This window comes from Pantoea sp. YU22, assembly GCF_003970755.1.
Classification (GTDB): domain Bacteria; phylum Pseudomonadota; class Gammaproteobacteria; order Enterobacterales; family Enterobacteriaceae; genus Pantoea; species Pantoea piersonii.
This window is the reverse complement of the sequence record NZ_RYDU01000001.1, coordinates 208320-232722: the sequence shown is the minus strand read 5'-3', so window position 1 is coordinate 232722 and position 24403 is coordinate 208320. Positions and strand designations below refer to the sequence as shown.

Genomic DNA, 24403 nt, shown 5'->3' with positions numbered 1-24403 from the left:
TAATCTTAGGATTCTTCAATTTAACGTCCACCTGACCTCATGTCGGATGGGGTTGTTTCACATGCCCTGCGCGCTTTCCCTGGCACAGGGTTACTGCAATTCGGTATGCCGAAAATATTAAATGCCCAGCTTAGTGCGGGCATATTCCAGCGCCTTATCAATGACTTGCTCAATGGATAACTGGGTAGAATCCAGAACCAGCGCATCGGCGGCGGGGACTAAAGGCGCAATGGCGCGGTTGCGATCGCGATCATCACGTTCTTTTATCTCGGCTAAAAGGCGATCAAAGTTAACACTAAAGCCGCTCTCCTGCAACTGTAGCATACGGCGCTGGGCGCGCTCTTCCGGGCTGGCGTCGAGGAAAATTTTTACCGGCGCGTCGGGGAAAACCACGGTACCCATGTCGCGGCCATCGGCGATTAAGCCAGGCTCATCGCGAAACGCGCGCTGGCGACGCAGCAGCGCTTCGCGCACGCGTGGAAAGGCGGCAACGCGCGAGGCGGTATTGCTGACTTCCTGGGTGCGGATTTCACCCGTAACCTCTTCACCCTCCAGGATCACCTGCAGTTCGCCCTGCTGCGAGACGAAACGCACATCCAGATGGGCGGCCAGCGGCACCAGCGCCTCTTCGGACTCAATACTCACCTGATGATGCAGCGCAGCCAGCGCCAGAACGCGATAGATAGCGCCTGAATCGAGCAGATGCCATTGCAATGCTTCCGCCATCGCTTTGCACAACGTGCCTTTGCCTGCGCCGCTAGGCCCATCGACAGTTATAACCGGGGCAGTTGCCGTCATTATTCTCTCCTGTTGCTGCGCGAAATAGTTCAGCCTTCAGGCTGTTCAGAACAGGAAGCATTATACGCTGACCAGACTAATGACGTTACCTTTTAGCGCAGAGAACGCTTTAAATTGCAGCAGATTCAGAACATCTCTTGGCCGCTAAGGCCAGAAGCAGTGAGAATGCCGGAGAAGCCCGTTCTCCGGCACCCTGTCGATCAGGCGTTCTGGCTGATTCTGGCCAGCTGATCGAAATAGTCCGGGAAGGTTTTCGCGGTGCAGCCGGGATCGAGGATCGTTACCGGCGTATCGGAGAGCGCGACCAGAGAAAAGCACATCGCCATGCGGTGATCGTTATAGGTGCCGATCTCTGCGTGGCGCAATTTTTCCGGTGGCGTGATGCGGATAAAATCGTGGCCCTCTTCCACTTCTGCGCCCACTTTGCGCAGCTCGGTCGCCATCGCGGCCAGGCGATCGGTCTCTTTGACGCGCCAGTTGTAAATGTTGCGCAGCAGTGTCGTGCCTTTAGCGAACAGCGCCGTGGTCGCGATGGTCATTGCGGCGTCGGGAATATGGTTCATATCCATATCGATAGCGTGAAGCTCGCCGGCGGTACAGGCGATGTAGTCGCTGCCCCACTCAACGGTCGCGCCCATTTTTTCCAGCACGTCGGCAAAGCGGATGTCGCCCTGTACGCTGTCGCGGCCGATGCCGGTGACGCGCACGGTTCCACCTTTAATTGCGCCTGCGGCCAGGAAATAGGAGGCGGACGAGGCGTCGCCCTCCACCAGATAGTCGCCTGGCGACAGATACTGCTGCTGGCCTTTAATGATAAAGCGCTGATAATGCTGGTTCTCGACCTCAACGCCGAAACAGCGCATCAGATGCAGCGTAATATCGATATAGGGTTTCGATACCAGCTCGCCTTTGATAACGATCCGGGTGTCGCGCTCCGCCAGCGGCGCAGCCATCAGCAGCGCGGTGAGAAACTGGCTGGAGACACTGCCGTCTACGCTGACTTCGCCACCGGTAAACCCGCCTTTCAGGCGCAGCGGCGGGTAATCGCTGTTCTCCAGATACTCAATCTGTGCGCCGCCCTGACGGAGCGCGTCTACCAGATGTCCGATTGGACGCTCTTTCATGCGTGGCTCGCCGGTCAGGTCGATATCCTGCTCGCCGAGACAGAGCGCCGCCGCCAGCGGACGCATCGCCGTGCCCGCGTTGCCGAGAAACAGCTCCAGCGGCTGAGAGGCACGCAGTGGGCCGGCCTGTCCCACCACTTCGCACTGAGTGCGGTCGGCGGACAGGGTGAAATCGACGCCCAACGCCTTCAGGGCATTCAGCATGTGTTTAATATCATCACTGTCCAGCAGGTTCGTCAGGCGCGTGGTGCCTTTCGCCAGCGCAGCCAGCAGCAGCGCGCGGTTAGAAACGCTTTTTGAACCCGGCAGGTTAACGGTGCCGTCAACGCGTGCAATCGGTTGTAAGGTCAGGGAGTCCTGCATGTGAAACCAAATCTCCAGAAAAGGACAAAACCCCGCCGCGAGGCGAGGTCTGAAATCAGCGCAAGCGCCGACGCTACAGCTCAGGCTTAACCGTGGCGGCGTGCGAAGTCAGCCATAAAGTCGGTCAGCGTTTTAACGCCTTCCAGCGGCATCGCATTGTAGATCGATGCGCGCATGCCGCCTACGACGCGATGGCCCTTAAGGGCGTGCAGTCCTGCATTGAACGACTCTTCCAGGAAGAGTTTATCCAGCGCGGCGTCTGCCAGCTGGAAAGGCACGTTCATGCGTGAACGGTTTTCCACCGCAACATCATTACGGTAAAAGGGATTGCTATCGATCAGGCCGTAGAGCAGATCCGCTTTAGCCTGATTGATTTTGTCGATCTCGGCTACGCCGCCTTTCTCTTTCAGCCATTTAAACACCAGGCCGGAGAGATACCAGGCAAAGGTCGGCGGCGTATTAAACATGGAGTCGTTCTCCGCCAGCACCTGATAATCGAGGACAGAAGGAACGGACCGTTGGGCTTTGCCCAGCAGATCGTCACGGACGATAACAATGGTCAAACCCGCCGGGCCGATGTTTTTTTGCGCGCCGGCATAGATCACGCCGTAGCGGTTAATGTCCAGCGGACGCGACAGAATAGTCGAGGAGAGGTCGGCAACGACGATCTTATCGCCAAAATCGGGCTGCTCATCAATCGCGATGCCGTCAATAGTTTCGTTCGGGCAGTAGTGCACATAGGCGGCGTCGCTGCTTAGCTCCCACTGGCTCATCGGCAGGATTGCGCGCTTGCCGTCACGCGTGGTTTTGACGTCCAAAACGCGCGGCGTGCAATACTTTTCCGCTTCTTTAATAGCGCTGTGCGCCCAATAGCCGCCGTCGATATAATCCGCCGTGGTGGCCTCGCCCAGCAAATTGCCCGGTACGGCGGCAAACTGCGCGCGCGCGCCGCCGTGACAGAATAAAACTTTGTAGTTGGCCGGGATTTTCAGAAGATCGCGCAAGTCCTGCTCCGCCTCTTCCGCTACCTTGATAAACTCTTTGCTGCGATGGCTGATCTCCATGACGGAGGTCCCCAGACCGTGCCAGTTTGTCAGTTCTTGTTCTGCACGACGGAGCACTTCAACCGGCAGCATCGCTGGACCGGAACTAAAATTATAAATCTGCGTCATTTCCCTCACCACGATTATCCAGAACGGTTATGAATTGCTTACCGGTTTTATCACTGCCTTATGACGCCTGCAATGATAAATCCGGAAGGGATCACAATTTCTAAATCTGCCATGCCGCAGCTTATGTCACAAATGCAATGCATAGCGAAATTTTGTGAGGCAGCTCGTTTACTGAGGAAACGGAAGCCTTTTCCAACGCGCTTTTTCAGGTAGAACAGCGGGCAGAAATTTATGCCGTCTTCATAGCGCCACGACGGCAAAATCCGTATCATTGCGCGCTTTACGCCCACTATATATGAGAGAGCGGTCCCATGACGCAAACGTTTATTCCCGGTAAAGACGCAGCACTGGAAGATTCCATCGCGCGCTTTCAGCAAAAGCTGACCGATCTTGGCTTTAATATCGAAGAAGCCTCCTGGCTAAATCCGGTTCCCCACGTCTGGTCCGTGCATATTCGCGACCGCGATTGTCCGCTCTGCTTTACTAATGGCAAAGGCGCCAGCAAGAAAGCCGCGCTGGCCTCGGCGCTGGGCGAATACTTCGAGCGTCTTTCGACCAACTACTTCTTCGCCGACTTCTGGCTGGGCAAATCGATCGCGAACGGTGATTTCGTTCACTACCCTGACGAGAAGTGGTTCCCCATCCCTGCGGACGATTCGCTGCCGGAAGGCATTCTGGATACGCGTCTGCGCGCCTTTTACGATCCAGACGACGCGCTGACCGCCTCTGAGCTGGTGGATCTGCAGTCCGGCAACGCCGAGCGCGGCATCTGCAGCCTGCCCTTTACGCGCCAGTCTGATCAGCAGACCGTCTATATTCCGATGAATATTATCGGCAACCTGTACGTTTCAAACGGCATGTCAGCGGGTAATACGCCTAATGAAGCGCGCGTGCAGGGGCTTTCTGAGGTGTTTGAGCGTTATATCAAAAACCGCATCATCGCAGAGTCGATCAGCCTGCCGACCATTCCTGACAGCGTGATGCAGCGCTATCCTGGCGTGGTGGAAGCTATCGCGCGTCTTGAAGCGGAAGGCTTCCCGATTTTCGCCTATGACGCCTCGCTGGGCGGCAAATATCCGGTTATCTGCGTCGTGCTGTTCAACCCGCAAAACGGCACCTGCTTTGCCTCTTTCGGCGCGCATCCCGATTTCGGCGTCGCTCTTGAGCGTACCGTTACCGAGCTGCTGCAGGGCCGCAGCCTGAAAGATCTCGACGTCTTTACGCCGCCGACCTTTGATGATGAAGAAGTGGCCGAGCACGCCAATCTGGAAACGCACTTTATCGACTCAAGCGGCCTTATCTCCTGGGATCTGTTCAAAGAGAAAGCGGACTACCCCTTTGTCGACTGGTCGTTCAGCGGGACAACGCAAGAAGAATTCGCCACGCTGATGGCCATTTTCCGCGAGGAAGATCGGGAAGTGTATATCGCCGATTACGATCACCTTGGCGTCTATGCCTGCCGCATTATCGTGCCGGGCATGTCCGATATCTATCCGGCGGAAGATCTGCTGCTGGCGAACAATAATATGGGCGCAGGTCTGCGCGAAACGCTGCTGGCGCTGCCCGCCAGCAACTGGAATCCGGAAGAGTATCTGGATTTGATCGTGCAGCTGGATGAAGAGGGTCATGACGACTTTACCCGCGTGCGCGAACTGCTTGGTCTGGCGATCGGCAAGGATAACGGCTGGTACACGCTGCGCATTGGTGAGCTTAAAGCGATGCTGGCGCTGGCAGGCGGCGATCTCGATCAGGCGCTGATCTGGACCGAATGGACCATGGAATTCAATGGTTCGATCTTTACGCCGGAACGCGCCAATTACTACCGCTGCCTGCAAACGCTGCTGTTGCTGGCGATGGAGGACGATCGCGATCCGCTGCAGTATCACCATGCCTTCATGCGCATGTATGGCGCGGACGCGCTGGAAGCGGCCTCGGCGGCAGTAAGCGGCGAAGCACCCTTCTATGGTCTGCAGGCGGTTGATGAAGATCTCAACGCCTTCCCGGCCCATCAGGCGCTGCTGCAGGCTTACGAAAAACTTCAGGCGGCTAAACGTCGTTACTGGAAAAATTAAGACCGCAAATCAGGCTGCTTCAGGCTAAATAAAATAATAATGGCGTCAATAAAACTGACGCCATTTTTTTGCGTAATGAACAAGCTTTTAATAAAAGTTACTTATGGGCTGTTGCTTTAATTTATTTAACATTTTTGCTTCGATAAATTAGGTTTGTTAACAAATAAAATCCTGACGCATTTTTATGTTTAAAATAAACACGCAAATCTTAAAAATTATTTATTATATTAAATTCAACAAATTACCTTTGTAACAATGTCACTCTGGCCGTTTTACCCTTCTGCCTGCCGGTCAAATATGATCCAGATCAAATCCTCTCCTATACTCCTTTGTTAATATTTTTCCAGACAACTTTTGGAGAGCGTTAGTGTGAAAGCTGACAACCCTTTTAATCTGTTATTACCGGCCGCAATGGCTAAAGTGGCAGAAGATGCAGGGATCTATAAAGCGACTAAACATCCCTTAACCACCTTTTTCCTTGCCATTACCGCCGGCGTTTTTATCTCTATCGCTTTCGTTTTTTATATTACTGCGACAACCGGCAGCGCGGGCATGCCTTATGGTCTGGCGAAGCTGATCGGCGGCATCTGCTTCTCGCTGGGTTTGATTCTGGTAGTGGTATGCGGCGCCGATCTTTTTACTTCCACCGTTTTGATTGTCGTCGCGAAAGCCAGCGGACGCATCACCTGGGGCCAGCTGGCGCGTAACTGGATTAACGTCTACTTCGGCAACCTTGTCGGCGCACTGTTTTTCGTCGCGCTAATCTGGTTCGCCGGCGAGCATATGACAGCTGGCGGAGCGTGGGGTTTAAATGTGCTGCAAACCGCCGATCATAAAATGCATCACACTTTTATTGAAGCCGTCTGCCTGGGCACCCTGGCGAACCTGATGGTTTGTCTGGCGGTATGGATGAGCTATTCCGGTCATAGCCTGACGGATAAAACGCTGGCGATGATTCTGCCGGTCGCCATGTTTGTTGCGAGCGGCTTCGAGCACAGTATTGCGAATATGTTTCTTATCCCGTTAGCTATCGTGATTCGTGATTTTTCCAGCCCGGCGTTCTGGCAAGCCGCCGGTGCCAGCGCCGATCAGTTTCAGGCGCTTACGCCCGTCAACTTTATTATCGACAACCTGATTCCAGTCACGATCGGCAACATTATCGGCGGCGGCCTGCTGGTTGGGTTGACCTACTGGGCAATCTATTTACGCAACGGTTCTACCGCACATTAACGATTTCTGACCGACGCCGCGTAGCTGGCGGCGCCAACATAAAGCTTCTTAGATAAGGCAGGTATATCATGACCGATCTGAATGCAAAACAGGCTGCGGCCTGGGATGGATTTGCCCACGGCGAATGGCAGAACAGCGTCAACGTTCGCGATTTTATTCAAAAGAACTACACGCCGTATGAAGGCGACGAGTCTTTCCTGGCAGGCGCGACTGAAGCGACCACTAAGCTGTGGAACGCCGTGCTGGAAGGGATCAAGATTGAAAACCGTACCCATGCGCCCGTCGATTTCGATACCGATCTCGCCTCAACCATTACCGCGCATGATGCTGGCTATATCAATAAATCGCTGGAAAAAATTGTCGGCTTACAAACTGAAGCGCCGCTGAAACGCGCCATTATCCCGTTTGGCGGCATTAAAATGGTGGAAGGCTCCTGTAAAGTATATGGCCGCGAGCTGGATCCGACGCTGAAAAAAATCTTTACCGAGTATCGTAAAACCCACAACCAGGGCGTGTTTGATGTCTATACCCAGGACATCCTGCGCTGCCGTAAATCGGGCGTGCTGACCGGTCTGCCGGACGCCTACGGCCGTGGCCGCATTATCGGCGACTATCGCCGCGTCGCCCTGTATGGCATTGACTTCCTGATGCAAGACAAACTGGCGCAGTTCAACTCACTGCAGAACGATCTGGAAAATGGCGTTAATCTTGAAGCCACTATCCGTCTGCGTGAAGAGATTGCTGAACAGCACCGCGCACTGGCCCAGATTAAAGAGATGGCCGCTAAATATGGTTGCGACATCTCCGGCCCGGCGACGAATTCGCAGGAAGCGGTTCAATGGACCTACTTCGGCTACCTTGCGGCGGTGAAATCGCAGAACGGCGCAGCAATGTCGTTCGGCCGCGTCTCAACCTTCCTCGATATCTATATCGAACGCGATCTGCAGGCCGGTAAAATCACCGAAGAGCAGGCGCAGGAACTGATTGACCACCTGGTCATGAAGCTGCGCATGGTGCGCTTCCTGCGTACGCCGGAATATGATGAGCTTTTCTCTGGCGACCCCATCTGGGCGACAGAATCACTGGCGGGCATGGGCGTCGATGGTCGTACCCTGGTGACAAAAAGCACGTTCCGTTTCCTGAATACCCTTTACACCATGGGACCGTCGCCGGAGCCGAACATGACCATCCTGTGGTCAGAAAACCTGCCGGTGAACTTCAAGAAATACGCGGCAAAAGTCTCTATCGATACTTCTTCTCTGCAGTATGAGAATGACGATTTGATGCGTCCTGACTTTAACAATGACGACTACGCCATTGCCTGCTGCGTCAGCCCGATGATTGTTGGTAAACAGATGCAGTTCTTCGGCGCACGCGCCAACCTGGCAAAAACCCTGCTGTACGCAATCAACGGCGGCATGGATGAAAAAATGAAAATGCAGGTGGGTCCGAAAGAAGCCCCGGTCATGGACGACGTGCTCGATTTCGATACCGTCATGGCGCGTATGGACCACTTCATGGACTGGCTGGCGAAACAGTATGTGACCGCGCTGAATATCATCCACTATATGCATGATAAGTACAGCTACGAAGCCTCGCTGATGGCGCTGCACGATCGCGATGTCTATCGCACAATGGCCTGCGGCATCGCGGGTCTGTCAGTAGCCGCCGACTCGCTGTCCGCTATCAAGTACGCCAAAGTGAAACCGGTGCGCGACGAAGATGGCCTGGCGGTTGACTTTGAAATTGAAGGCGAATATCCGCAGTTTGGTAATAACGATGCGCGCGTCGATGACCTGGCCTGCGATCTGGTTGAACGTTTCATGAAGAAAATTCAGAAACTCGCCACCTATCGCAACGCCGTACCGACTCAGTCAGTGCTGACCATTACGTCTAACGTCGTTTACGGTAAGAAAACCGGTAATACGCCGGATGGACGTCGCGCAGGCGCGCCTTTTGGTCCAGGCGCAAACCCAATGCATGGCCGCGATCAGAAAGGTGCCGTTGCGTCACTGACCTCTGTCGCGAAACTCCCCTTCGCCTATGCGAAAGACGGTATTTCTTACACCTTCTCTATCGTGCCTAATGCGTTGGGTAAAGATGACAACGTGCGGAAAGCTAACCTTGCTGGCCTGATGGACGGTTACTTCCATCATGAAGCGAGCATTGAAGGCGGCCAACACCTTAACGTGAACGTGATGAACCGCGAAATGCTGCTGGATGCGATGGAGCACCCGGAAAAATATCCGCAGCTGACCATCCGCGTTTCTGGCTATGCCGTCCGCTTCAATTCGCTGACGAAAGAGCAGCAGCAGGATGTGATTACCCGTACTTTCACCAAATCACTGTAAAGCTGGCGCGCTAAGCTGTAAAAAGGCTCCTTCGGGAGCCTTTTCTCCAAGGCCCGTTTTGTCTGCGCTCTTAATACAGAAATCAGTCAAAACCGACTTTATCATCGAGCACAACAGAGATTGTGCGCCTGCTGCTGGCAGGCTAACCTGGAGAACATCGCAATGTCTTGCAAAGGTCGTATTCACTCGTTCGAATCCTGCGGGACGGTTGACGGTCCCGGCATCCGTTTTATCACCTTCTTTCAGGGCTGCCTGATGCGCTGCCTCTACTGCCATAACCGCGATACCTGGGACACGCACGGCGGAAAAGAGATCACCGTCGAGGAGCTGATGAAAGATGTGCTTTCCTATCGCCACTTTATGAACGCGTCTGGCGGCGGCGTGACCGCCTCTGGCGGCGAGGCCATTTTACAGGCTGAATTTGTGCGCGACTGGTTCCGCGCCTGCAAGGCGGAAGGCATTCATACCTGTCTGGACACTAACGGTTTTGTGCGTCGCTACGATCCAGTGATTGATGAGCTGCTGGAGGTGACGGATCTGGTGATGCTCGATCTCAAGCAAATCAATGATGACATTCATCAAATCCTGGTCGGTGTCTCCAACCATCGTACCCTGGACTTCGCCCGCTACCTGCAGAAAAAAGGCAAACGGACCTGGATACGCTATGTGGTGGTGCCCGGCTATTCGGATGATGACGATTCGGCACACCGGCTTGGCGAGTTCACACGGGATATGGAGAATGTCGAGAAGATTGAACTGCTGCCCTACCATGAACTTGGCAAGCATAAATGGATCGCGATGGGTGAAGAGTACAAGCTCGACGGCGTGAAGCCGCCGACAAAAGAGACTATGGAGCGGGTGAAAAACATCCTCGCCAGCTACGGTCATCCTGTTATGTATTAAAAAAGGGAGCCTCTGGCTCCCTTTCTTTATGGTGCAGGCGGCTGTTTTTAGTCCCCTGCGCCGATATCAGGCGTGCGCCACTGGCGTTGCCTGCTGATTCGCTTTACGCAGCAGCATCATCAGATAGACCAGCGCCACGCCGGCAATCATCACAAACAGAATGCGGTCGGAATAGTTCTGCATCAAAACCGCCGTCATGCTGGGGCCCGCCAGGCTGCCTATGGTATAGCTCAACAGCAGCGCCTGGTTCATCGCCACCAGTTCATGGTGCGCAACGGTCTCACAGGCCCAGGACATGGCTACCGGATAGAGCGTAAAGCCCGCCAGACCCAGCACAAAGAGTGCAGGCGCCATCGCAGCGTTAGTCAGCATGGCCATCGCGCCCAGAATCACGACAAACACCTGCACGCGCAGCACCAGCAGACGACCGAAGCGATCGGCAAGGCGCCCAACCGGCCACTGCCCGACGATGCCAGCGCTGACCAGCAGCGCCATCCAGTAGCCGACATTCGCATCGCTCATGCCCTGATGAGAGAGGTAGAGCGGCATCAGACCGTAGAGCGAACCCAGAACAATACCGGAAATAATACAGCCGTTAATGCCAAGTCGCGAACTACGACGACGCAGCATCGGCCAGATTTTACCTGCCGCAGCCTCTGTCGCTTCACTGCCGGCGGTCACCTTCACGAACACCAGCGGCAGAATGGCGCAGATCATCAGCGCGGTAAGCCAGGGGACGACGTTAAACAGACCGGTAGAGACTTTGCTCACCAGCAGTTGACCCGCAACGGTGCCAAGATAGTAGACAATCATGTAGGCGGCCAGCAGCTGGCCCCGGGTGCGCACCGTCCCGCTACAGAGCAGCGCACTCTCTACCACGACCCAAATCAAGGCGCAGCCGATACCCGCGCAAAAACGCAGGATCGACCAACCCCAGAAACCGTCCATCATTAACAGACCGGCGGTCGCTACGGCGAAAATCGTGGTTGCCAGATAGTAGCTGCGGTTAAAACCGTAATGTTTAATCAGCCAGCCTGCCGCCAGCGTGCCCGCCAGGTTGCCGGTATAGAAAGAGGAACTCACCACGCCTACCTGCCAGGTAGCCAGCGCATCGTGAGTCAGCCACAGCGGAACCAGTGTATTGAGCACAGCAATTGCAACCGTCAGCAAAAGCAGGCCGCAAAGCAGCAGCACCACGGGACGTGACCATGTGGACATAGGAGTAAAAACCAAAGAAAAGAGAGGAGGTTGCGCGCAGTTTGCCACCGGCGAATTTAAAGGAAAAGCACAAAAAAATAGCGCAGCACATTTTGCTGCAAGATAATTTAATTTATTAATCTTCAGTGGGTTACAGGAGTGTTAAACGAGACCCGCTTCGAAGCTATCTTTATGAAAAACAGGCTTTTTAGGCGCTAAGCCTGTCGCAATGTCGATAACGTTTATTTCTGATAACTTCACGCCGTACGCCGACGTTAAATATAAAAAAACCCGGACATGTCCGGGTTTACTGTTGAAGCGCGTATCAGCCGATAAACTCTACACCGTTCATATAGGGGCGCAACACATCCGGCACCTGAATACGTCCGTCAGCCTGCTGATAGTTCTCCAGCACCGCAACCAGCGTACGACCGACCGCCAGGCCGGAGCCGTTCAGGGTGTGCACCAGACGTGGCTTCTTATCAGTTTTGCTGCGGCAGCGCGCCTGCATGCGGCGCGCCTGGAAGTCCCACATATTGGAGCAGGAGGAGATCTCGCGATAGGTGTTCTGGGCCGGCAGCCAGACTTCCAGATCGTAGGTCTTGGCTGAGCCAAAGCCCATATCACCGGTGCAAAGCAGCACTTTACGGTACGGCAGGTTGAGCAGCTGCAGCACTTTCTCTGCGTGGCCCACCAGCTCTTCCAGCGCATCCATTGAGGTTTCCGGCGCGACGATCTGCACCATCTCTACCTTGTCGAACTGATGCATACGGATTAAGCCGCGCGTATCGCGACCGTAAGAGCCCGCCTCAGAACGGAAGCAAGGCGTATGCGCGGTCAGTTTGATCGGCAGACTCTCCTCTTCCACAATCTCGTCGCGCACCAGATTGGTCAGCGGGACTTCCGCCGTCGGGATCAGCGCATAGTTGCTGCTCTCTGACTCCTCTTCCAGCGGTCGGGTATGAAACAGATCTTCGCCGAACTTCGGCAGCTGGCCGGTTCCGTACAGGGTCGCATGGTTGACCAGATAAGGCACATAGGTTTCAAGATAGCCGTGCTGTTCAGTATGCAGGTCGATCATAAACTGGCTCAGCGCGCGATGCAGACGAGCAATCTGTCCCTGCATCACCACAAAGCGCGAACCGGTCAGCTTCACGGCAGAAGCAAAATCGAGGCCTTTCACCATCTCGCCCAGCTCAACGTGATCTTTCACCTGGAAATCAAACTGGCGCGGCTCGCCCCAGCGGCTGACTTCCTGGTTTTCGCTGTCATCTTTGCCCAGCGGCACTTCATCCGCCGGCAGGTTAGGCAGCGCCAGGGTGAAATCACGGATTTCATTTTGCAGGGCATCCAGTTCCGCTTTGGCCGCATCCAGGCGTTCGCCCAGCGCGTTCACTTCCTGACGCAGCGGCTCGATATCTTCCCCACGTGCTTTGGCCTGACCGATGGATTTGGATCGGGAGTTACGCTCCGCCTGCAGATTTTCCGTTTCCACCTGCAAGACTTTACGACGCTCTTCAAGGGAGCGCAGCGTTTCCACATCCAGTTTGAATCCTCGGCGTGCCAGTTTTTCTGCGACTGCGTCTGGCTCATTACGCAGCAGATTGGGATCGAGCATGCTTATCCTGTGTAATCAAAGGTTGAAAGAACGAATGAAGGGATGCATTCCCGCTGGAATGCATTGATATCCTTGCTCACCTTACCGTAACGTCTGTTTTAGCGGTAGCGTTTTGTCGGGCTATTTTGATCCTGTTCAGCCAGCCAGGCGAGCTTTTCGCCAATTTTACCTTCAAGCCCGCGCTGGGTTGGCGTGTAGTAGCGCGTCTGCGCCATCTCCGGCGGAAAATAGACCTCGCCAGCCGCATAGGCGTGCTCTTCATCATGAGCGTAACGATACGCTTTGCCCAGGCCCATCTCTTTCATCAGCCGGGTCGGAGCGTTACGCAGATGCTCCGGCACATCGTAGTCGGGATGCTCGCGCGCATCGCGCATCGCCGCTTTAAACGCGGTGTAGACGGCGTTGCTTTTCGGCGCGCAGGCCAGATAGACGATCGCCTGCGCAATAGCGCGTTCGCCTTCGGCAGGCCCGACGCGGGTAAAGCAATCCCAGGCGGCAATCGCCACCTGCATCCCGCGCGGATCGGCATTGCCGACATCTTCAGAGGCGATCGCCAGCAGGCGTCTCGCTACATAGAGCGGATCGCCGCCCGCGGTAATAATGCGCGCATACCAGTAAAGCGCCGCATCCGGCGCGGAGCCGCGCACCGATTTGTGCAGCGCGGAGATCAGGTCGTAAAAGCGGTCGCCCTTGTTGTCAAAACGCGCGGCGCGCTCGCCGGAAACCTCTGTCAGCAACTGCGGCGTCAGCTCGCGTTTACCTTGCGCATTGCTCTCCGCCATATCCGCCATCATTTCCAGCGTATTTAACGCGCGGCGCGCGTCGCCGTTCACCAGCTCGGCGATCATACGGCGCGTATTGTCAGGCAGGATGATGTCGCTGTCGCCATAACCGCGCGTTTTGTCCTGCATCGCCTGATCGAGCACCTGCTCGATATCCTCAGTGGTGAGCGATTTTAAAAGATAAACGCGCGCGCGTGAGAGCAGCGCGGAGTTAAGCTCAAACGAGGGGTTTTCGGTGGTCGCGCCGATAAAGGTGATGGTGCCATCTTCAATATGCGGCAAGAACGCATCCTGCTGGCTTTTGTTGAAGCGGTGCACCTCATCGACAAACAGAATGGTGCGGCGCCCGACCTGACGGCTATGGCGCGCGCGCTCGATCGCCTCGCGGATCTCTTTAACCCCCGAGGTAACGGCGGAGATACGCTCGACGTCGGCATTGCCGTAGCGCGCGATAATCTCCGCCAGCGTGGTTTTCCCTGTGCCCGGCGGTCCCCAAAGAATCATTGAGTGAAGATGGCCAGCTTCGATGGCGCGCGGCAAAGGCTTACCGGGCGCCAGCAAATGCTGCTGCCCGATATACTGCTTAAGCGTTTCCGGACGCATGCGCGCCGCCAGCGGCTTGAAATCTTCGGAGGAAAAATCCAGAGACAGATTACCCACGCTTACCTCACTGACGCTGGTCGTCTACCGTCACCCCTTTGGGCGGCGTAAAGGTGAATTTGTCCGGGCTGATCGCGCCGTTTTTCTGGCTCTTCAGCTGGTAGCTGCTGCGCTGCCCGTCCTGCTCGATGGCGCTGAACTGGTTGATGGTGCCCGCAGAGGTCACGGAGATGGTGAACTGCTTCAGGTTGCCATCGCTGTTTTTCGGCGTCAGTTCGAACGCGTCGCCCTGCTGTTTAATATTGTACTGCTGCCAGTCGCTCGGCTGGTTGCGCGCAATCAGCATAAACGGCGTGTTGCTGGTCGCGTTTTTCAGCAGGCTGACGCTGGCCTGTTCAACGAACGGGTTATAAAACCACAGATTCTTGCCGTCAGAGATAATGACGCTTTCGTCCGGCGCGGTCATGTGCCAGTTAAATAAGCTGGGGCGTTTTACCCAGAGCTCGCCTTCGCCTTCCTGCACGTTGGCGCCGCTGCTGTCGGTCACTTTTTGGCTAAAGCTGGCGTGGAAGCTGTTAACCTTGTTCAGACGCTGCTGCAGATCGCTGGAGGCGTCCGCCATAACGCTGGCTGACGCAAAAACGGCCAACAGGCCAGGCACGATTACGCTTAATTTCATCCGCTTCAATTCCTTATTTATCTCTATCCAGTGAATACCGTTTTAATTCTGGCCGTCGTTTTGCCATTGAGCCAGGAGAAAAACCCGAAAGCGTATTCTGATATGAGGGGTAAATGTCGCCTGAACAATGGGCCAGTAAAAACTGGCCCATGATTGTTTGTTGCAAAGCGTGTCGCGCTACATTTCATGCGGTGGCGGAGAGAGCACCTCACGGTTACCGTTGTGTCCGGGTTCCGATACGATCCCCTGCGCTTCCATCTGTTCGATAATGCGCGCGGCGCGGTTATAGCCGATGCGGAACTGACGCTGTACGCCGGAGATCGAGGCGCGACGCTTGTCGACTACAAAAGCCACCGCCTGATCGAACAGCGGATCCAGCTCCTCGTCGCCCTCAAGACCACCGCTGCCGCCCTCGCTCTCCTCGCCTGCCGTAATGCTTTCGATATACTGCGGACGTCCGCGCGCTTTCCAGTCCTGCACGACAGCGTGCACTTCCTGATCGCGGACGAATGCGCCGTGCACACGTACCGGCATTGAGGAGTTGGGTGGCATATAGAGCATGTCGCCCATACCCAGCAGCGATTCAGCGCCGCCCTGATCGAGAATGGTGCGCGAGTCGATTTTGCTGGAGACGGTGAAGGCGATGCGCGTCGGAATGTTGGCCTTAATCAGACCGGTAATCACATCCACTGACGGACGCTGCGTAGCAAGCACAAGGTGAATACCTGCGGCACGCGCTTTCTGCGCCAGACGCGCAATCAGCTCTTCAACCTTCTTACCGACCGCCATCATCAGGTCGGCGAACTCATCCACCAGCACCACGATATAAGGCAGTTTTTCCAGCACCGGCGGCGTCATATCCATGCTGTCGCCCGGTTTCCAGAACGGATCGGGAATAGGACGTCCCATCGCTTCCGCCTGTTCGACTTTTTCGTTGTAGCCAGCGAGGTTACGCACGCCAAGCGCCGACATCAGCTTGTAGCGTCGCTCCATCTCGCCGACGCTCCAGCGCAGCGCATTAGCCGCGTCCTTCATATCGGTGACAACTTCGGTCAACAGGTGCGGAATGCCTTCGTAGACCGACAGTTCCAGCATTTTCGGGTCGATCATGATAAAGCGCACTTCTTCCGGCGTTGCCTTGTAGAGCATGCTGATAATCATGGTGTTGACGCCGACCGACTTACCGGAACCGGTCGTACCGGCCACCAGCAGGTGCGGCATTTTTGCCAGATCGGCGACGACCGGCTGACCCGCGATATCTTTACCCAGCACCACGGCCAGCGGCGACGGGTTGTCGCGGAATTTGGCGCAGTCCAGCACTTCGCGCAGATAGACCGTCTGACGATGCTTGTTGGGCAGCTCCAGACCGACATAAGGCTTGCCGGGGATCACCTCAACTACGCGCACGGCAACCGCCGAGAGCGAACGCGCCAGATCGCGCGACAGGTTGGAGATGCGCGCGGCTTTCACGCCCGGCGCCAGATCCAGCTCGAAGCGGGTAATCACCGGGCCCGGCGAGATGCCGACCACTTCTGCCTTGACGCGATAGTCGCCTAAACGGGCTTCGACCAGACGCGCCGTCTGCTCAAGGGCGAACATATCAACCGGTTCTTCCTCGGCTGGCGGCGAGGTCAGCAGATCCAGCGTCGGCAGCGGCGTAGAGGGTTTCTCCAGCGGCTGGTTATGACGCATCAGGAAAGGATGGATCAGACTGTTATCCAGCGAGCCGGGCTGCGACGCCTGCGGCGGCGCGGCGGCTGGCGTCTGCATCACAGGTGTCAGCTCTGGCTCCGGCTCGGCGGGTGCAAAAGCGGCAGAAACCGTCGGTGCGGCCACCGGCACGGCAGGCTGAGCAACCGGCGCTTCCGCAGGCTGCTGCCATGGCGTATGCGTTGCCACAGGCGCTTCCGGCTCTGGCGCGCTGGCGATAGTAAAGAGCGGCTCACTGGGGCCTTCATCCACCAGATCGTCCAGCGGCGAGAAATCGAACGCGGAGGAGGTATCCAGGCTCAGGGCTGGCGATTTCTCTTTCTGCTCTTCAGCGCCGTAGCGCTGTTGCTGCTGCGCGGCGAATTGCTGCGCCAGCGCGGCCTGTTCGACAGCCTCTTCCTGATCTTCATCCTGCTGCGTATCTTCATCCTGCTGCCAGCTCTCGCCGTAGCGTTGCTGCTGCTGGCTGGCGAAAGCGTCGCGCAGCTGCGCCTGTTCCTGCGCCTCCTGCTGATGCTCTGACCATTCGGACTGCGCGTCTGCAGGCTGAGACGAGACGTCAGCGCGCTGCTGTTCTTGCGCTTTGGCCTTCTCTTCCGCTATTCGCTGAGAAGGCAGCTTAATGCCGTAAGAGGCCAGCTCGCGACGCGTCGGCAGTTTGACCGGCTTAGGACGCGGTAGCGTCGGTCCGATACCCTGCTTCACCTGCGGATTGTAATTCTCTTCAGGCGCGACATCGAACAGCGGCGTAGAGGCTGCCTGCGCGGCGGCTGTCGCCGCGCCCGCCGTAGCGGCTATATCGGCCGTATCGGCATCGCGCCAGTTGCCCATTTGCGGGCCGTCATCCTCTTCCCAGCTGGTGAAAGCGGGCGCGGACGGCGTCTGCGGCATCTCAAAATGATAACGCGGCGGCTCGGCGGGAGCAGGCGCGGCTGGCTGAGGTGACGCAGGCGTAAAGGCGTTGACGGGCTGTTGAGACGCAGCGAACGGATTCGCTGCCGCAGAGTGTGCGGCGGCAGCCGTTACAGGCGCAACGGAGGCGGCAGGCGGCATTGCGACCGTCTGAGAGGAGAGTGGCGCTGCGGCCGCCTGAGGCGGCATCGCAGCAACCGGCGCTGACGCGGCGGCAACCTGAGACGGCATGGCAGCAGCGGGGGCTGCAGCACTCTGAGAGGAGATCGCAGCAGCCGATACCGGGGCTACGGGCGCCGCAACGCCAGCGGCTTCGGCCGCCGTGATCAGCGCGGCATCTGTCGCCGCAGCGGCTTTCGCCAGAAGCGGATCGGCCACTTCCGGCGCTGAATGTTCTGTGCTGGCGCGCGGCGCAGAGAGCAGTACATCATCCTCATCTTGCGAGGCCACCTCAACGCGCGGTGCGGCCGTATCGTCGAACGCCTCTTCATCCTCCTGCCAGGGCTCGTCGCGACGCGAACGGTTGCTGGCGAAGGTGAGCACGCCCATAACCACGCCGCCGATGCGCTCGGCGATGGTCAGCCAGGACCAGCCGGTATAGAGCGTAATGCCCGCCGCCCAGACGCAAAGCAGCGCCAGCGTGCCGGTCATCGGGCTGAGCCAGGGCGCAATAGCGTTGCTGACCAGGCTGCCGATAACGCCACCGGAGGCGAAATACCAGATGTCATCGGCATTGAGCGCAGCCAGGCCGCAGGTAGTCACCACCAGCGCCAGCACGCCGATCAGGCGCAGGCCGATAGCGAAGTAGTCGATGTAATCCTGGCGATCGCGCTGGCGAAAGGCGATCCAGCACAGTCCGATAATCACCGGCGGTATGGCATAGGCCATCACGCCGAAAATAAACAGCAGCGTATCCGCCAGCCAGGCTCCCACGCCGCCGCCCAGATTATGAATCGGCTCATGCCAGGCGGTTTGCGACCAGCTCGGATCGGAAGGATTAAAGCTGACGAGAGAGACCATCAGATAGATGGCGAAAAGTGAGACGAGAATAAGCAATGCTTCCAGCAGACGACGTCCACTGCTCAGCGGTTTTAACGAAACTTCTTTGTCTTCTGTGTATTCCTGGCTCAAGAGAACTCTCCAGGTGCCTGTAAATTATGAAGGCAACAGCGTCGGGCAAGCCCGACGCTGGTCCTGTATGAATTCACAGGAGTGTATCGAAATATCACAGGTTTTGCACCTGCGCTGCGTTAGCGGGTTTTAATCACCAGCCGATTACTCTGTTTAACCTCTTCCATCACCACGTAAGTACGGGTGTCATTGACCCCCGGCAGGCGCAGCAGGGTTTCGCCAAGCAGCTTACGGTAGGCGGACATATCCGGCACGCGCGTTTTCAACAGGTAGTCGAAGTCACCGGAAACCAGGTGACACTCTTGAGTTTCCTCAAGTTTTTGCACGGCGGCGTTAAACTGTTCAAACACGTCCGGCGCGCCACGATTCAGAGTAATCTCAACGAAAACCAGCAGTGACGCATCTAGATAGTGCGGGTTAAGTTGCGCGGTATAGCCAAGAATAAAACCCTGACGCTCCAGACGACGCACACGCTCAAGACATGGCGTAGGCGATAATCCTACGCGTTTGGAAAGTTCTACGTTGGAAATACGACCATCTTTCTGAAGTTCATTCAGAATGTTTCTGTCGATTCTGTCGAGATCTTTTCCGGGGCGTTTCTTATTGTCTACCATTATTATTGTCTCTCTTAATTCCTTCCCTTTACCTGCCACGCCCTGGAAACGTTCACTGTTCAAGGCATTATTGAAGTGAAGAATCAGAGCCTGTGCGCTGTCGCGCATCCATCCGCATGACGCATGTTGTCTGTCCACATCATGCGTCATTACCCATGTCAGGCTGTAATTTATCGGGAAAAAAGGGCAAAACGAGGAACGAAACCCTGTTTTGACTCTCTCCTTCTTCTTCGCTTCTGTCATTGTTTTCGCAAAAGCGCAGGCGATTGTCAAAGTAAAAAGACCAAATTCAGGACAAGATGCCAGACAGACCGCTGGGTAACTGTTTTTAAATGAGAATTTTTATACTCTTGCACCAGCAATAACCGATTATTGCCCCCTTTTAGCGCAACCGGCGTGCAGAAGCCCGACTTATCGTCTACGCCGTTTGCAGCTATTGGTAACAAAATTCCCCAGCCCTTTTTTTGCCACGGTAAATTCCCTACAATCCCAGGTCATGTTGTCAGCCGAATGAAACTGAGGATCCTATGAGTACGGCCAAACACAGTAAATTGCTCATTCTGGGCTCCGGTCCGGCGGGTTATACCGCAGCGGTCTATGCGGCGCGCGCCAACCTGAATCCAGTGCTGATTACCGGCCTCGAAAAAGGCGGTCAGTTGACCACCACTACCGAGGTAGAGAACTGGCCCGGCGACCCGCACGATCTCACTGGTCCCTCGCTGATGGAGCGCATGCATGAGCATGCCGAGAAATTCAACACCGAAATCATTTTTGACCATATTCATACTGTCGATCTGCAGAACCGTCCGTTCCGTCTCACCGGCGACAGCGGCGAATATACGGCCGACGCGCTGATTATTGCGACCGGTGCCTCTGCGCGCTATCTGGGCCTGCCTTCCGAAGAGGCGTTTAAAGGCAAAGGCGTGTCCGCTTGCGCCACCTGCGACGGTTTTTTCTACCGTAATCAGAAAGTCGCGGTGATCGGCGGCGGCAATACCGCGGTGGAAGAGGCGCTTTATCTGGCGAACATCGCCGCGGAAGTCCATCTGATTCACCGTCGCGACAGCTTCCGCGCGGAAAAAATACTGATTGACCGCCTGATGGAAAAAGTGCGCAACGGCAATATCGTGCTGCATACCGATCGCACGCTGGAAGAAGTGGTTGGCGATCAGATGGGCGTCACCGGCCTGACGCTGCGCTCGACCCTCAACGAGGCGGAAACGGAGTCGCTGGAAGTGGCAGGCCTGTTCGTCGCTATCGGGCACAGCCCGAATACGGCGATCTTCGAGGGGCAGTTGGCGCTGGAAAACGGCTACATCAAAGTGCAGTCCGGCCTGCATGGCAACGCAACGCAGACCAGCGTCCCCGGCGTGTTCGCTGCGGGCGACGTTATGGACCATATCTATCGCCAGGCGATCACCTCGGCGGGCACCGGCTGTATGGCTGCGCTGGATGCAGAGCGTTATCTGGATGGACTGGTTAAAAACGATCGGTAACTTGTTAATTATCTGATCTTATTTATACGAGGCGGCTGTTTTTCAGTCGCCTTTTTTTATGCCGCCGTGCTAGATTCATCAGCCTGAAGAGCAATCCCCCTCTCTTTTCGTGGGTTATCGACAACGCTTACGGTCTCGCATGAATAAAACCCGGCAACAGGAACTGATTCGCTGGCTACGCCAGCAACGCGCTTTTGGCAGCCGCTGGCTGCGGTTGACGTCGCTGTTTGGGCTGGCCAGCGCGCTGGTCATCATCGCCCAGGCCTGGCTGCTGGCTTTCCTGCTACAGGCGCTGATTGTTGAACAGCGACTGCGCAGCGAGCTTCTTCTCCCCTTCTCCCTTCTGCTGCTCTGCTTTGCGCTGCGCGCCTTGCTTAACTATGCGCGCGAGGCCGCAGGCTTTCGCGCTGGACAGGCAATTCGTCAGGCGCTGCGTCAGCAGGTACTGGATCGTCTTTCCGATCTCGGCCCCGCATGGATCCGCGGCAAACCAGCAGGCAGCTGGGCGACGCTGCTGCTGGAGCAGATTGAGGAGATGCAGGAGTATTATGCGCGCTATCTGCCGCAGATGACGCTGGCAGCGCTGATCCCCTTATGCATTTTGCTGACCGTTTTCCCGCTAAACTGGGCAGCCGGTCTGATCTTGCTCGCCACCGCGCCGCTGATCCCGCTGTTTATGGCGCTGGTCGGCATGGGCGCGGCCGACGCCAACCGCCGCAACTTTGTTGCGCTGGCGCGCCTCAGCGGCGACTTCCTTGACCGCCTGCGCGGACGCGAAACCCTGCGTCTGTTTCACCGCGCCGAAGCGGAAACCGCCGTCATCGCCTCCTCCACTGCGGACTTTCGCCAGCGCACCATGGAAGTGCTGCGACTCGCCTTTCTCTCATCCGCCGTGCTGGAGTTTTTCGCTTCGCTGGCGATCGCGGTCGTCGCGGTCTACTTCGGTTTTTCCTACCTCGGCGAGCTCCATTTCGGCGCATATGGGCAAGGCGTAACGCTGTTCGCCGGTTTCGTCGCGTTGATCCTGGCGCCAGAATTCTTTCAGCCGCTGCGCGATCTGGGCGCTTTTTACCATGCGAAAGCGCAGGCGGTCGGCGGCGCGGATGCCCTTGAGCGCTTTATGCGCGAGAGTCCCCAGCATGAACGGTCCGACGGTTCGGCGCAGCTGGCGGACGACGCGGCGATCGCCATCGTCGCGCAGGATCTGGTTGCGCTGAGCGTGGATAATCAACGCCTGTGCGGTCCGCTCAGCTTTAGCCTTAACGCTGGCCAGCGCGTTGCGCTGGTGGGCCAGAGCGGCGCGGGGAAAACCGTACTAATGAACGTGCTTCTCGGCTTTCTGCCTTACCAGGGATCGCTACGCATTAATGGCGTCGAGCTGCGCGAAATGGGCCGCGCATACTGGCACCGGCAGATTGCCTGGCTCGGGCAAAATCCGCAGCTGCCCGCCGACACGCTGCACGACAATATCGTGATGGGCGGCGCGCAGCGCGATGACGATTTGGATAGCTTGCTGGATGACTGCGGCGTCAGCGAATTTCTGCCGCGGCTCTCTGCTGGCGTGCTGACGCCTGTCGGCGACGATGGTGCCGGGCTTTCAGTGGGTCAGGCGCAGCGCATCGCGCTGGCGCGCGCGCTCTATAAGCCTGCCCGCCTGCTGCTGCTGGACGAGCCCGCCGCCAGCCTCGACAGCCGCAGCGAGCAGCATATGATGCGGGCGCTCGATAAAGCGTCGCGTCGGCAGACGACGTTGATGATCACCCACCAGCTCGATCAGCTGCAGCACTGGGACGCTATCTGGGTGATGCAGGATGGCAGGCTGGTACAGCAAGGCGGCTGGCAAGCGCTGCTCGCCGAACCTGGCTCGTTTCGCCAGATGGTCTCGCATCGTCAGAGGGAGATTTGCTGATGTCCGCACTGCGTCCTTTCCTGCGCCTGTTTTTGCGTCACCCTTACCGACTGTCGCTGGGCGTGCTGCTCGCCATCGTTACGCTGCTCGCCAGTATCGGCCTGCTGGCGCTCTCAGGCTGGTTTCTGGCTGCCTCCTCGCTGGCAGGCATCGCCGGGCTCTACAGCTTTAACTATATGCTGCCGGCTGCAGGCGTGCGCGGCGCGGCCATCACACGCACCGCCGCCCGCTATTTTGAGCGACTGGTCAGCCATGATGCGACCTTCCGCGTTCTGCAACACCTGCGCGTTTTTACCTTCAGCCGCCTTATTGCGCTGGCGCCAGGTCAGCTGGCGGCATTCCGTCAGGGTGATCTGCTCAACCGTTTCGTTGGTGACGTCGATATGCTCGACCACCTCTATCTGCGAGTGATCGCGCCGCTGGCAGGCGCGTTTGTGGTGATTGTAGTGGTGACACTGGGCATCAGCCTGGTGGACGTGCGGCTGGCGCTGGTGCTAGGCGGCGTCATGCTGACGACGCTGCTGTTGATGCCGCCGCTGTTTTACCGCCTGGGCGCGCCAGCCGGTCGCGCCATTACGCAACAGCGTGCGCGCTGGCGTCTGCAGTTGATGTACTGGCTGAGCGGGCAGGCTGAACTGGCAATTTATGGCCTTTCCGAACGCTGGCGTCAGCAGCTTGACCAGGATGAAGGCCGCTGGCAGGCTGCGCAGCGTCAGCAGCAGCGTTTGCAGGCGCTGTCGCAAAGCCTGCTGCTGCTAATAAGCGGCGCAACCGTGACGCTGCTGCTGTGGATGAGTGCGGATGGCGTGACCCAGGCTTCCTCGCCCGGCGCGCTTATCGCGCTGGTGGTATTTTGCGCGCTTGCCGCGTTTGAAGCACTGGCCCCGGTTGCTGGCGCTTTTCTGCCGCTGTCGCAGGTTATCGCCGCCGCTGAACGCGTTAACGGCATCATCGATCAGGCGCCCGCGATTCGTTTTCCCGATAAGTCGGCAAGTGAGCCCGGCAGCCTTTCGGTATCAATTGATAAGGTCACCTTCCACTATCCCCATCGTCCCGAAGCGGTGCTGGATAATTTTTCGCTGCAGGTGCGAGCGGGTGAACGCCTGGCACTGCTCGGCCCCACCGGCTGCGGTAAATCCACGCTGCTGGCGTTGCTGACGCGCGCATGGGAGGTGGAAACCGGATCCATTGCGCTGCAAAACGTCGCTCTGCGCAGCTGGGATGAAAAATCGCTGCGTCAGCGCATTAGCGTGGTGACGCAGCGCGTACACCTGTTCAACCAGACGCTGCGCGAGAACCTGCGGGTAGCGCGTCCCGACGCCAGCGATGCGCAGCTCAGCCGCGTTCTGCACCAGACAGGCCTGTCGCGCCTGCTGGAAAGCGAAGAAGGGCTCAACGCCTGGCTCGGCGAAGGAGGCCGTTCGCTGTCGGGCGGCGAGCTGCGCCGACTGGCGATTGCGCGAGCGCTGCTGCACGACGGCGATCTCTGGCTGCTGGATGAACCCACTGAAGGGCTCGACGCCGCCACGGAGCACCAGATATTAGCGCTGCTGCAGCAGGTCACCGCCGGTAAAACCCTGATAATGGTAACGCACCGGCTGAGCGGTCTGGACGCACTGGATCGCATCTGCGTAATGGAAAACGGCCAGATCGCCGAAGAAGGTACGCATCACGAATTAATCTCAAAAGAGGGACGCTACTGGCATTTTCAGCAGCGCTTTGCGCTATAGTCTTAGCGAAAA

The 24403-nt window shown here is 57.0% G+C and carries 16 protein-coding genes; 7 read left to right on the top strand and 9 right to left on the bottom strand.

What is annotated here, in order from left to right:
* Positions 1-117: 117 nt before the first annotated feature.
* The 3 genes from cmk to serC all read right to left on the bottom strand — a co-directional run bounded on the left by cmk (position 118) and on the right by serC (position 3457).
* Positions 118-798 carry a (d)CMP kinase gene (gene cmk, locus EKL29_RS01100; RefSeq protein WP_120451805.1) on the bottom strand — a complete coding sequence of 227 codons (681 nt, stop codon included), beginning with the start codon at positions 796-798 and terminating at the stop codon, positions 118-120.
* A 200-nt stretch (positions 799-998) separates the two neighbouring features.
* On the bottom strand, positions 999-2285 hold the full coding sequence (gene aroA / locus EKL29_RS01095) for a 3-phosphoshikimate 1-carboxyvinyltransferase (RefSeq protein ID WP_126688635.1): 1287 nt from the start codon (positions 2283-2285) through the stop codon (positions 999-1001).
* Between the two features lie 86 nt (positions 2286-2371).
* Positions 2372-3457: a 3-phosphoserine/phosphohydroxythreonine transaminase gene (serC, locus tag EKL29_RS01090; protein WP_120451802.1), complete on the bottom strand. Its 1086-nt coding sequence runs from the start codon at positions 3455-3457 to the stop codon at positions 2372-2374.
* A gap of 311 nt (positions 3458-3768) precedes the next feature.
* On the opposite strand from serC, the gene ycaO reads away from it, so the two are divergent.
* The 4 genes from ycaO (at position 3769) to pflA (ending at position 10013) form a co-directional block, all read left to right on the top strand.
* Positions 3769-5529 (top strand): 30S ribosomal protein S12 methylthiotransferase accessory factor YcaO, encoded by a 1761-nt coding sequence (gene ycaO / locus EKL29_RS01085; RefSeq protein ID WP_126688634.1) that lies wholly within the window; start codon positions 3769-3771, stop codon positions 5527-5529.
* A 369-nt stretch (positions 5530-5898) separates the two neighbouring features.
* Positions 5899-6759, top strand: coding sequence for a formate transporter FocA (focA, locus tag EKL29_RS01080; RefSeq protein ID WP_126688633.1), 861 nt, complete (start codon positions 5899-5901; stop codon positions 6757-6759).
* A gap of 68 nt (positions 6760-6827) precedes the next feature.
* The gene (gene pflB, locus EKL29_RS01075; protein ID WP_126688632.1) at positions 6828-9110 is read left to right on the top strand and encodes a formate C-acetyltransferase; all 2283 of its coding nucleotides are present in this window, start codon (positions 6828-6830) and stop codon (positions 9108-9110) included.
* A 162-nt stretch (positions 9111-9272) separates the two neighbouring features.
* Entirely contained in the window at positions 9273-10013 is a 741-nt protein-coding gene (pflA, locus tag EKL29_RS01070) for a pyruvate formate lyase 1-activating protein (RefSeq protein ID WP_126688631.1), read from the top strand.
* 66 nt (positions 10014-10079) lie between these two features.
* Here the strand turns inward: pflA and EKL29_RS01065 are convergent, their stop codons facing one another.
* From EKL29_RS01065 to lrp, 6 genes are all read right to left on the bottom strand, one after another.
* Positions 10080-11231, bottom strand: a complete 1152-nt coding sequence (locus EKL29_RS01065; protein WP_126688630.1) for an MFS transporter — start codon at positions 11229-11231, stop codon at positions 10080-10082.
* A 304-nt stretch (positions 11232-11535) separates the two neighbouring features.
* The gene (gene serS / locus EKL29_RS01060) at positions 11536-12828 is read right to left on the bottom strand and encodes a serine--tRNA ligase (RefSeq protein WP_126688629.1); all 1293 of its coding nucleotides are present in this window, start codon (positions 12826-12828) and stop codon (positions 11536-11538) included.
* Positions 12829-12926: 98 nt separating this feature from the next.
* Positions 12927-14270, bottom strand: coding sequence for a replication-associated recombination protein A (locus EKL29_RS01055; RefSeq protein WP_120451782.1), 1344 nt, complete (start codon positions 14268-14270; stop codon positions 12927-12929).
* A gap of 7 nt (positions 14271-14277) precedes the next feature.
* Positions 14278-14889 carry an outer membrane lipoprotein chaperone LolA gene (gene lolA / locus EKL29_RS01050; RefSeq protein WP_120451779.1) on the bottom strand — a complete coding sequence of 204 codons (612 nt, stop codon included), beginning with the start codon at positions 14887-14889 and terminating at the stop codon, positions 14278-14280.
* Between the two features lie 177 nt (positions 14890-15066).
* On the bottom strand, positions 15067-18642 hold the full coding sequence (locus tag EKL29_RS01045; RefSeq protein WP_126688628.1) for a DNA translocase FtsK 4TM domain-containing protein: 3576 nt from the start codon (positions 18640-18642) through the stop codon (positions 15067-15069).
* Positions 18643-18761: 119 nt separating this feature from the next.
* Positions 18762-19256: a leucine-responsive transcriptional regulator Lrp gene (lrp, locus tag EKL29_RS01040; RefSeq protein ID WP_006118610.1), complete on the bottom strand. Its 495-nt coding sequence runs from the start codon at positions 19254-19256 to the stop codon at positions 18762-18764.
* 527 nt (positions 19257-19783) lie between these two features.
* Between lrp and trxB the strand changes: the two genes are divergently transcribed.
* The 3 genes from trxB to cydC all read left to right on the top strand — a co-directional run bounded on the left by trxB (position 19784) and on the right by cydC (position 24391).
* The gene (gene trxB / locus EKL29_RS01035) at positions 19784-20752 is read left to right on the top strand and encodes a thioredoxin-disulfide reductase (RefSeq protein WP_126688627.1); all 969 of its coding nucleotides are present in this window, start codon (positions 19784-19786) and stop codon (positions 20750-20752) included.
* Between the two features lie 139 nt (positions 20753-20891).
* Positions 20892-22661, top strand: a complete 1770-nt coding sequence (cydD, locus tag EKL29_RS01030) for a heme ABC transporter permease/ATP-binding protein CydD (RefSeq protein WP_126688626.1) — start codon at positions 20892-20894, stop codon at positions 22659-22661.
* Positions 22661-24391 carry a heme ABC transporter ATP-binding protein/permease CydC gene (gene cydC, locus EKL29_RS01025; RefSeq protein WP_126688625.1) on the top strand — a complete coding sequence of 577 codons (1731 nt, stop codon included), beginning with the start codon at positions 22661-22663 and terminating at the stop codon, positions 24389-24391. The genes cydD and cydC overlap by 1 nt, the downstream gene beginning before the upstream one ends.
* The last annotated feature ends 12 nt before the right edge of the window (positions 24392-24403 follow it).

Coding starts and splice junctions, on each gene's coding strand:
- cmk (WP_120451805.1), bottom strand. CDS start 798: ATGACGGCAACTGCCCCGGTTATAACTGTCGATGGGCCTAGCGGCGCA.
- aroA (WP_126688635.1), bottom strand. CDS start 2,285: ATGCAGGACTCCCTGACCTTACAACCGATTGCACGCGTTGACGGCACC.
- serC (WP_120451802.1), bottom strand. CDS start 3,457: ATGACGCAGATTTATAATTTTAGTTCCGGTCCAGCGATGCTGCCGGTT.
- ycaO (WP_126688634.1), top strand. CDS start 3,769: ATGACGCAAACGTTTATTCCCGGTAAAGACGCAGCACTGGAAGATTCC.
- pflB (WP_126688632.1), top strand. CDS start 6,828: ATGACCGATCTGAATGCAAAACAGGCTGCGGCCTGGGATGGATTTGCC.
- pflA (WP_126688631.1), top strand. CDS start 9,273: ATGTCTTGCAAAGGTCGTATTCACTCGTTCGAATCCTGCGGGACGGTT.
- EKL29_RS01065 (WP_126688630.1), bottom strand. CDS start 11,231: ATGTCCACATGGTCACGTCCCGTGGTGCTGCTGCTTTGCGGCCTGCTT.
- serS (WP_126688629.1), bottom strand. CDS start 12,828: ATGCTCGATCCCAATCTGCTGCGTAATGAGCCAGACGCAGTCGCAGAA.
- lolA (WP_120451779.1), bottom strand. CDS start 14,889: ATGAAATTAAGCGTAATCGTGCCTGGCCTGTTGGCCGTTTTTGCGTCA.
- lrp (WP_006118610.1), bottom strand. CDS start 19,256: ATGGTAGACAATAAGAAACGCCCCGGAAAAGATCTCGACAGAATCGAC.
- trxB (WP_126688627.1), top strand. CDS start 19,784: ATGAGTACGGCCAAACACAGTAAATTGCTCATTCTGGGCTCCGGTCCG.
- cydD (WP_126688626.1), top strand. CDS start 20,892: ATGAATAAAACCCGGCAACAGGAACTGATTCGCTGGCTACGCCAGCAA.
- cydC (WP_126688625.1), top strand. CDS start 22,661: ATGTCCGCACTGCGTCCTTTCCTGCGCCTGTTTTTGCGTCACCCTTAC.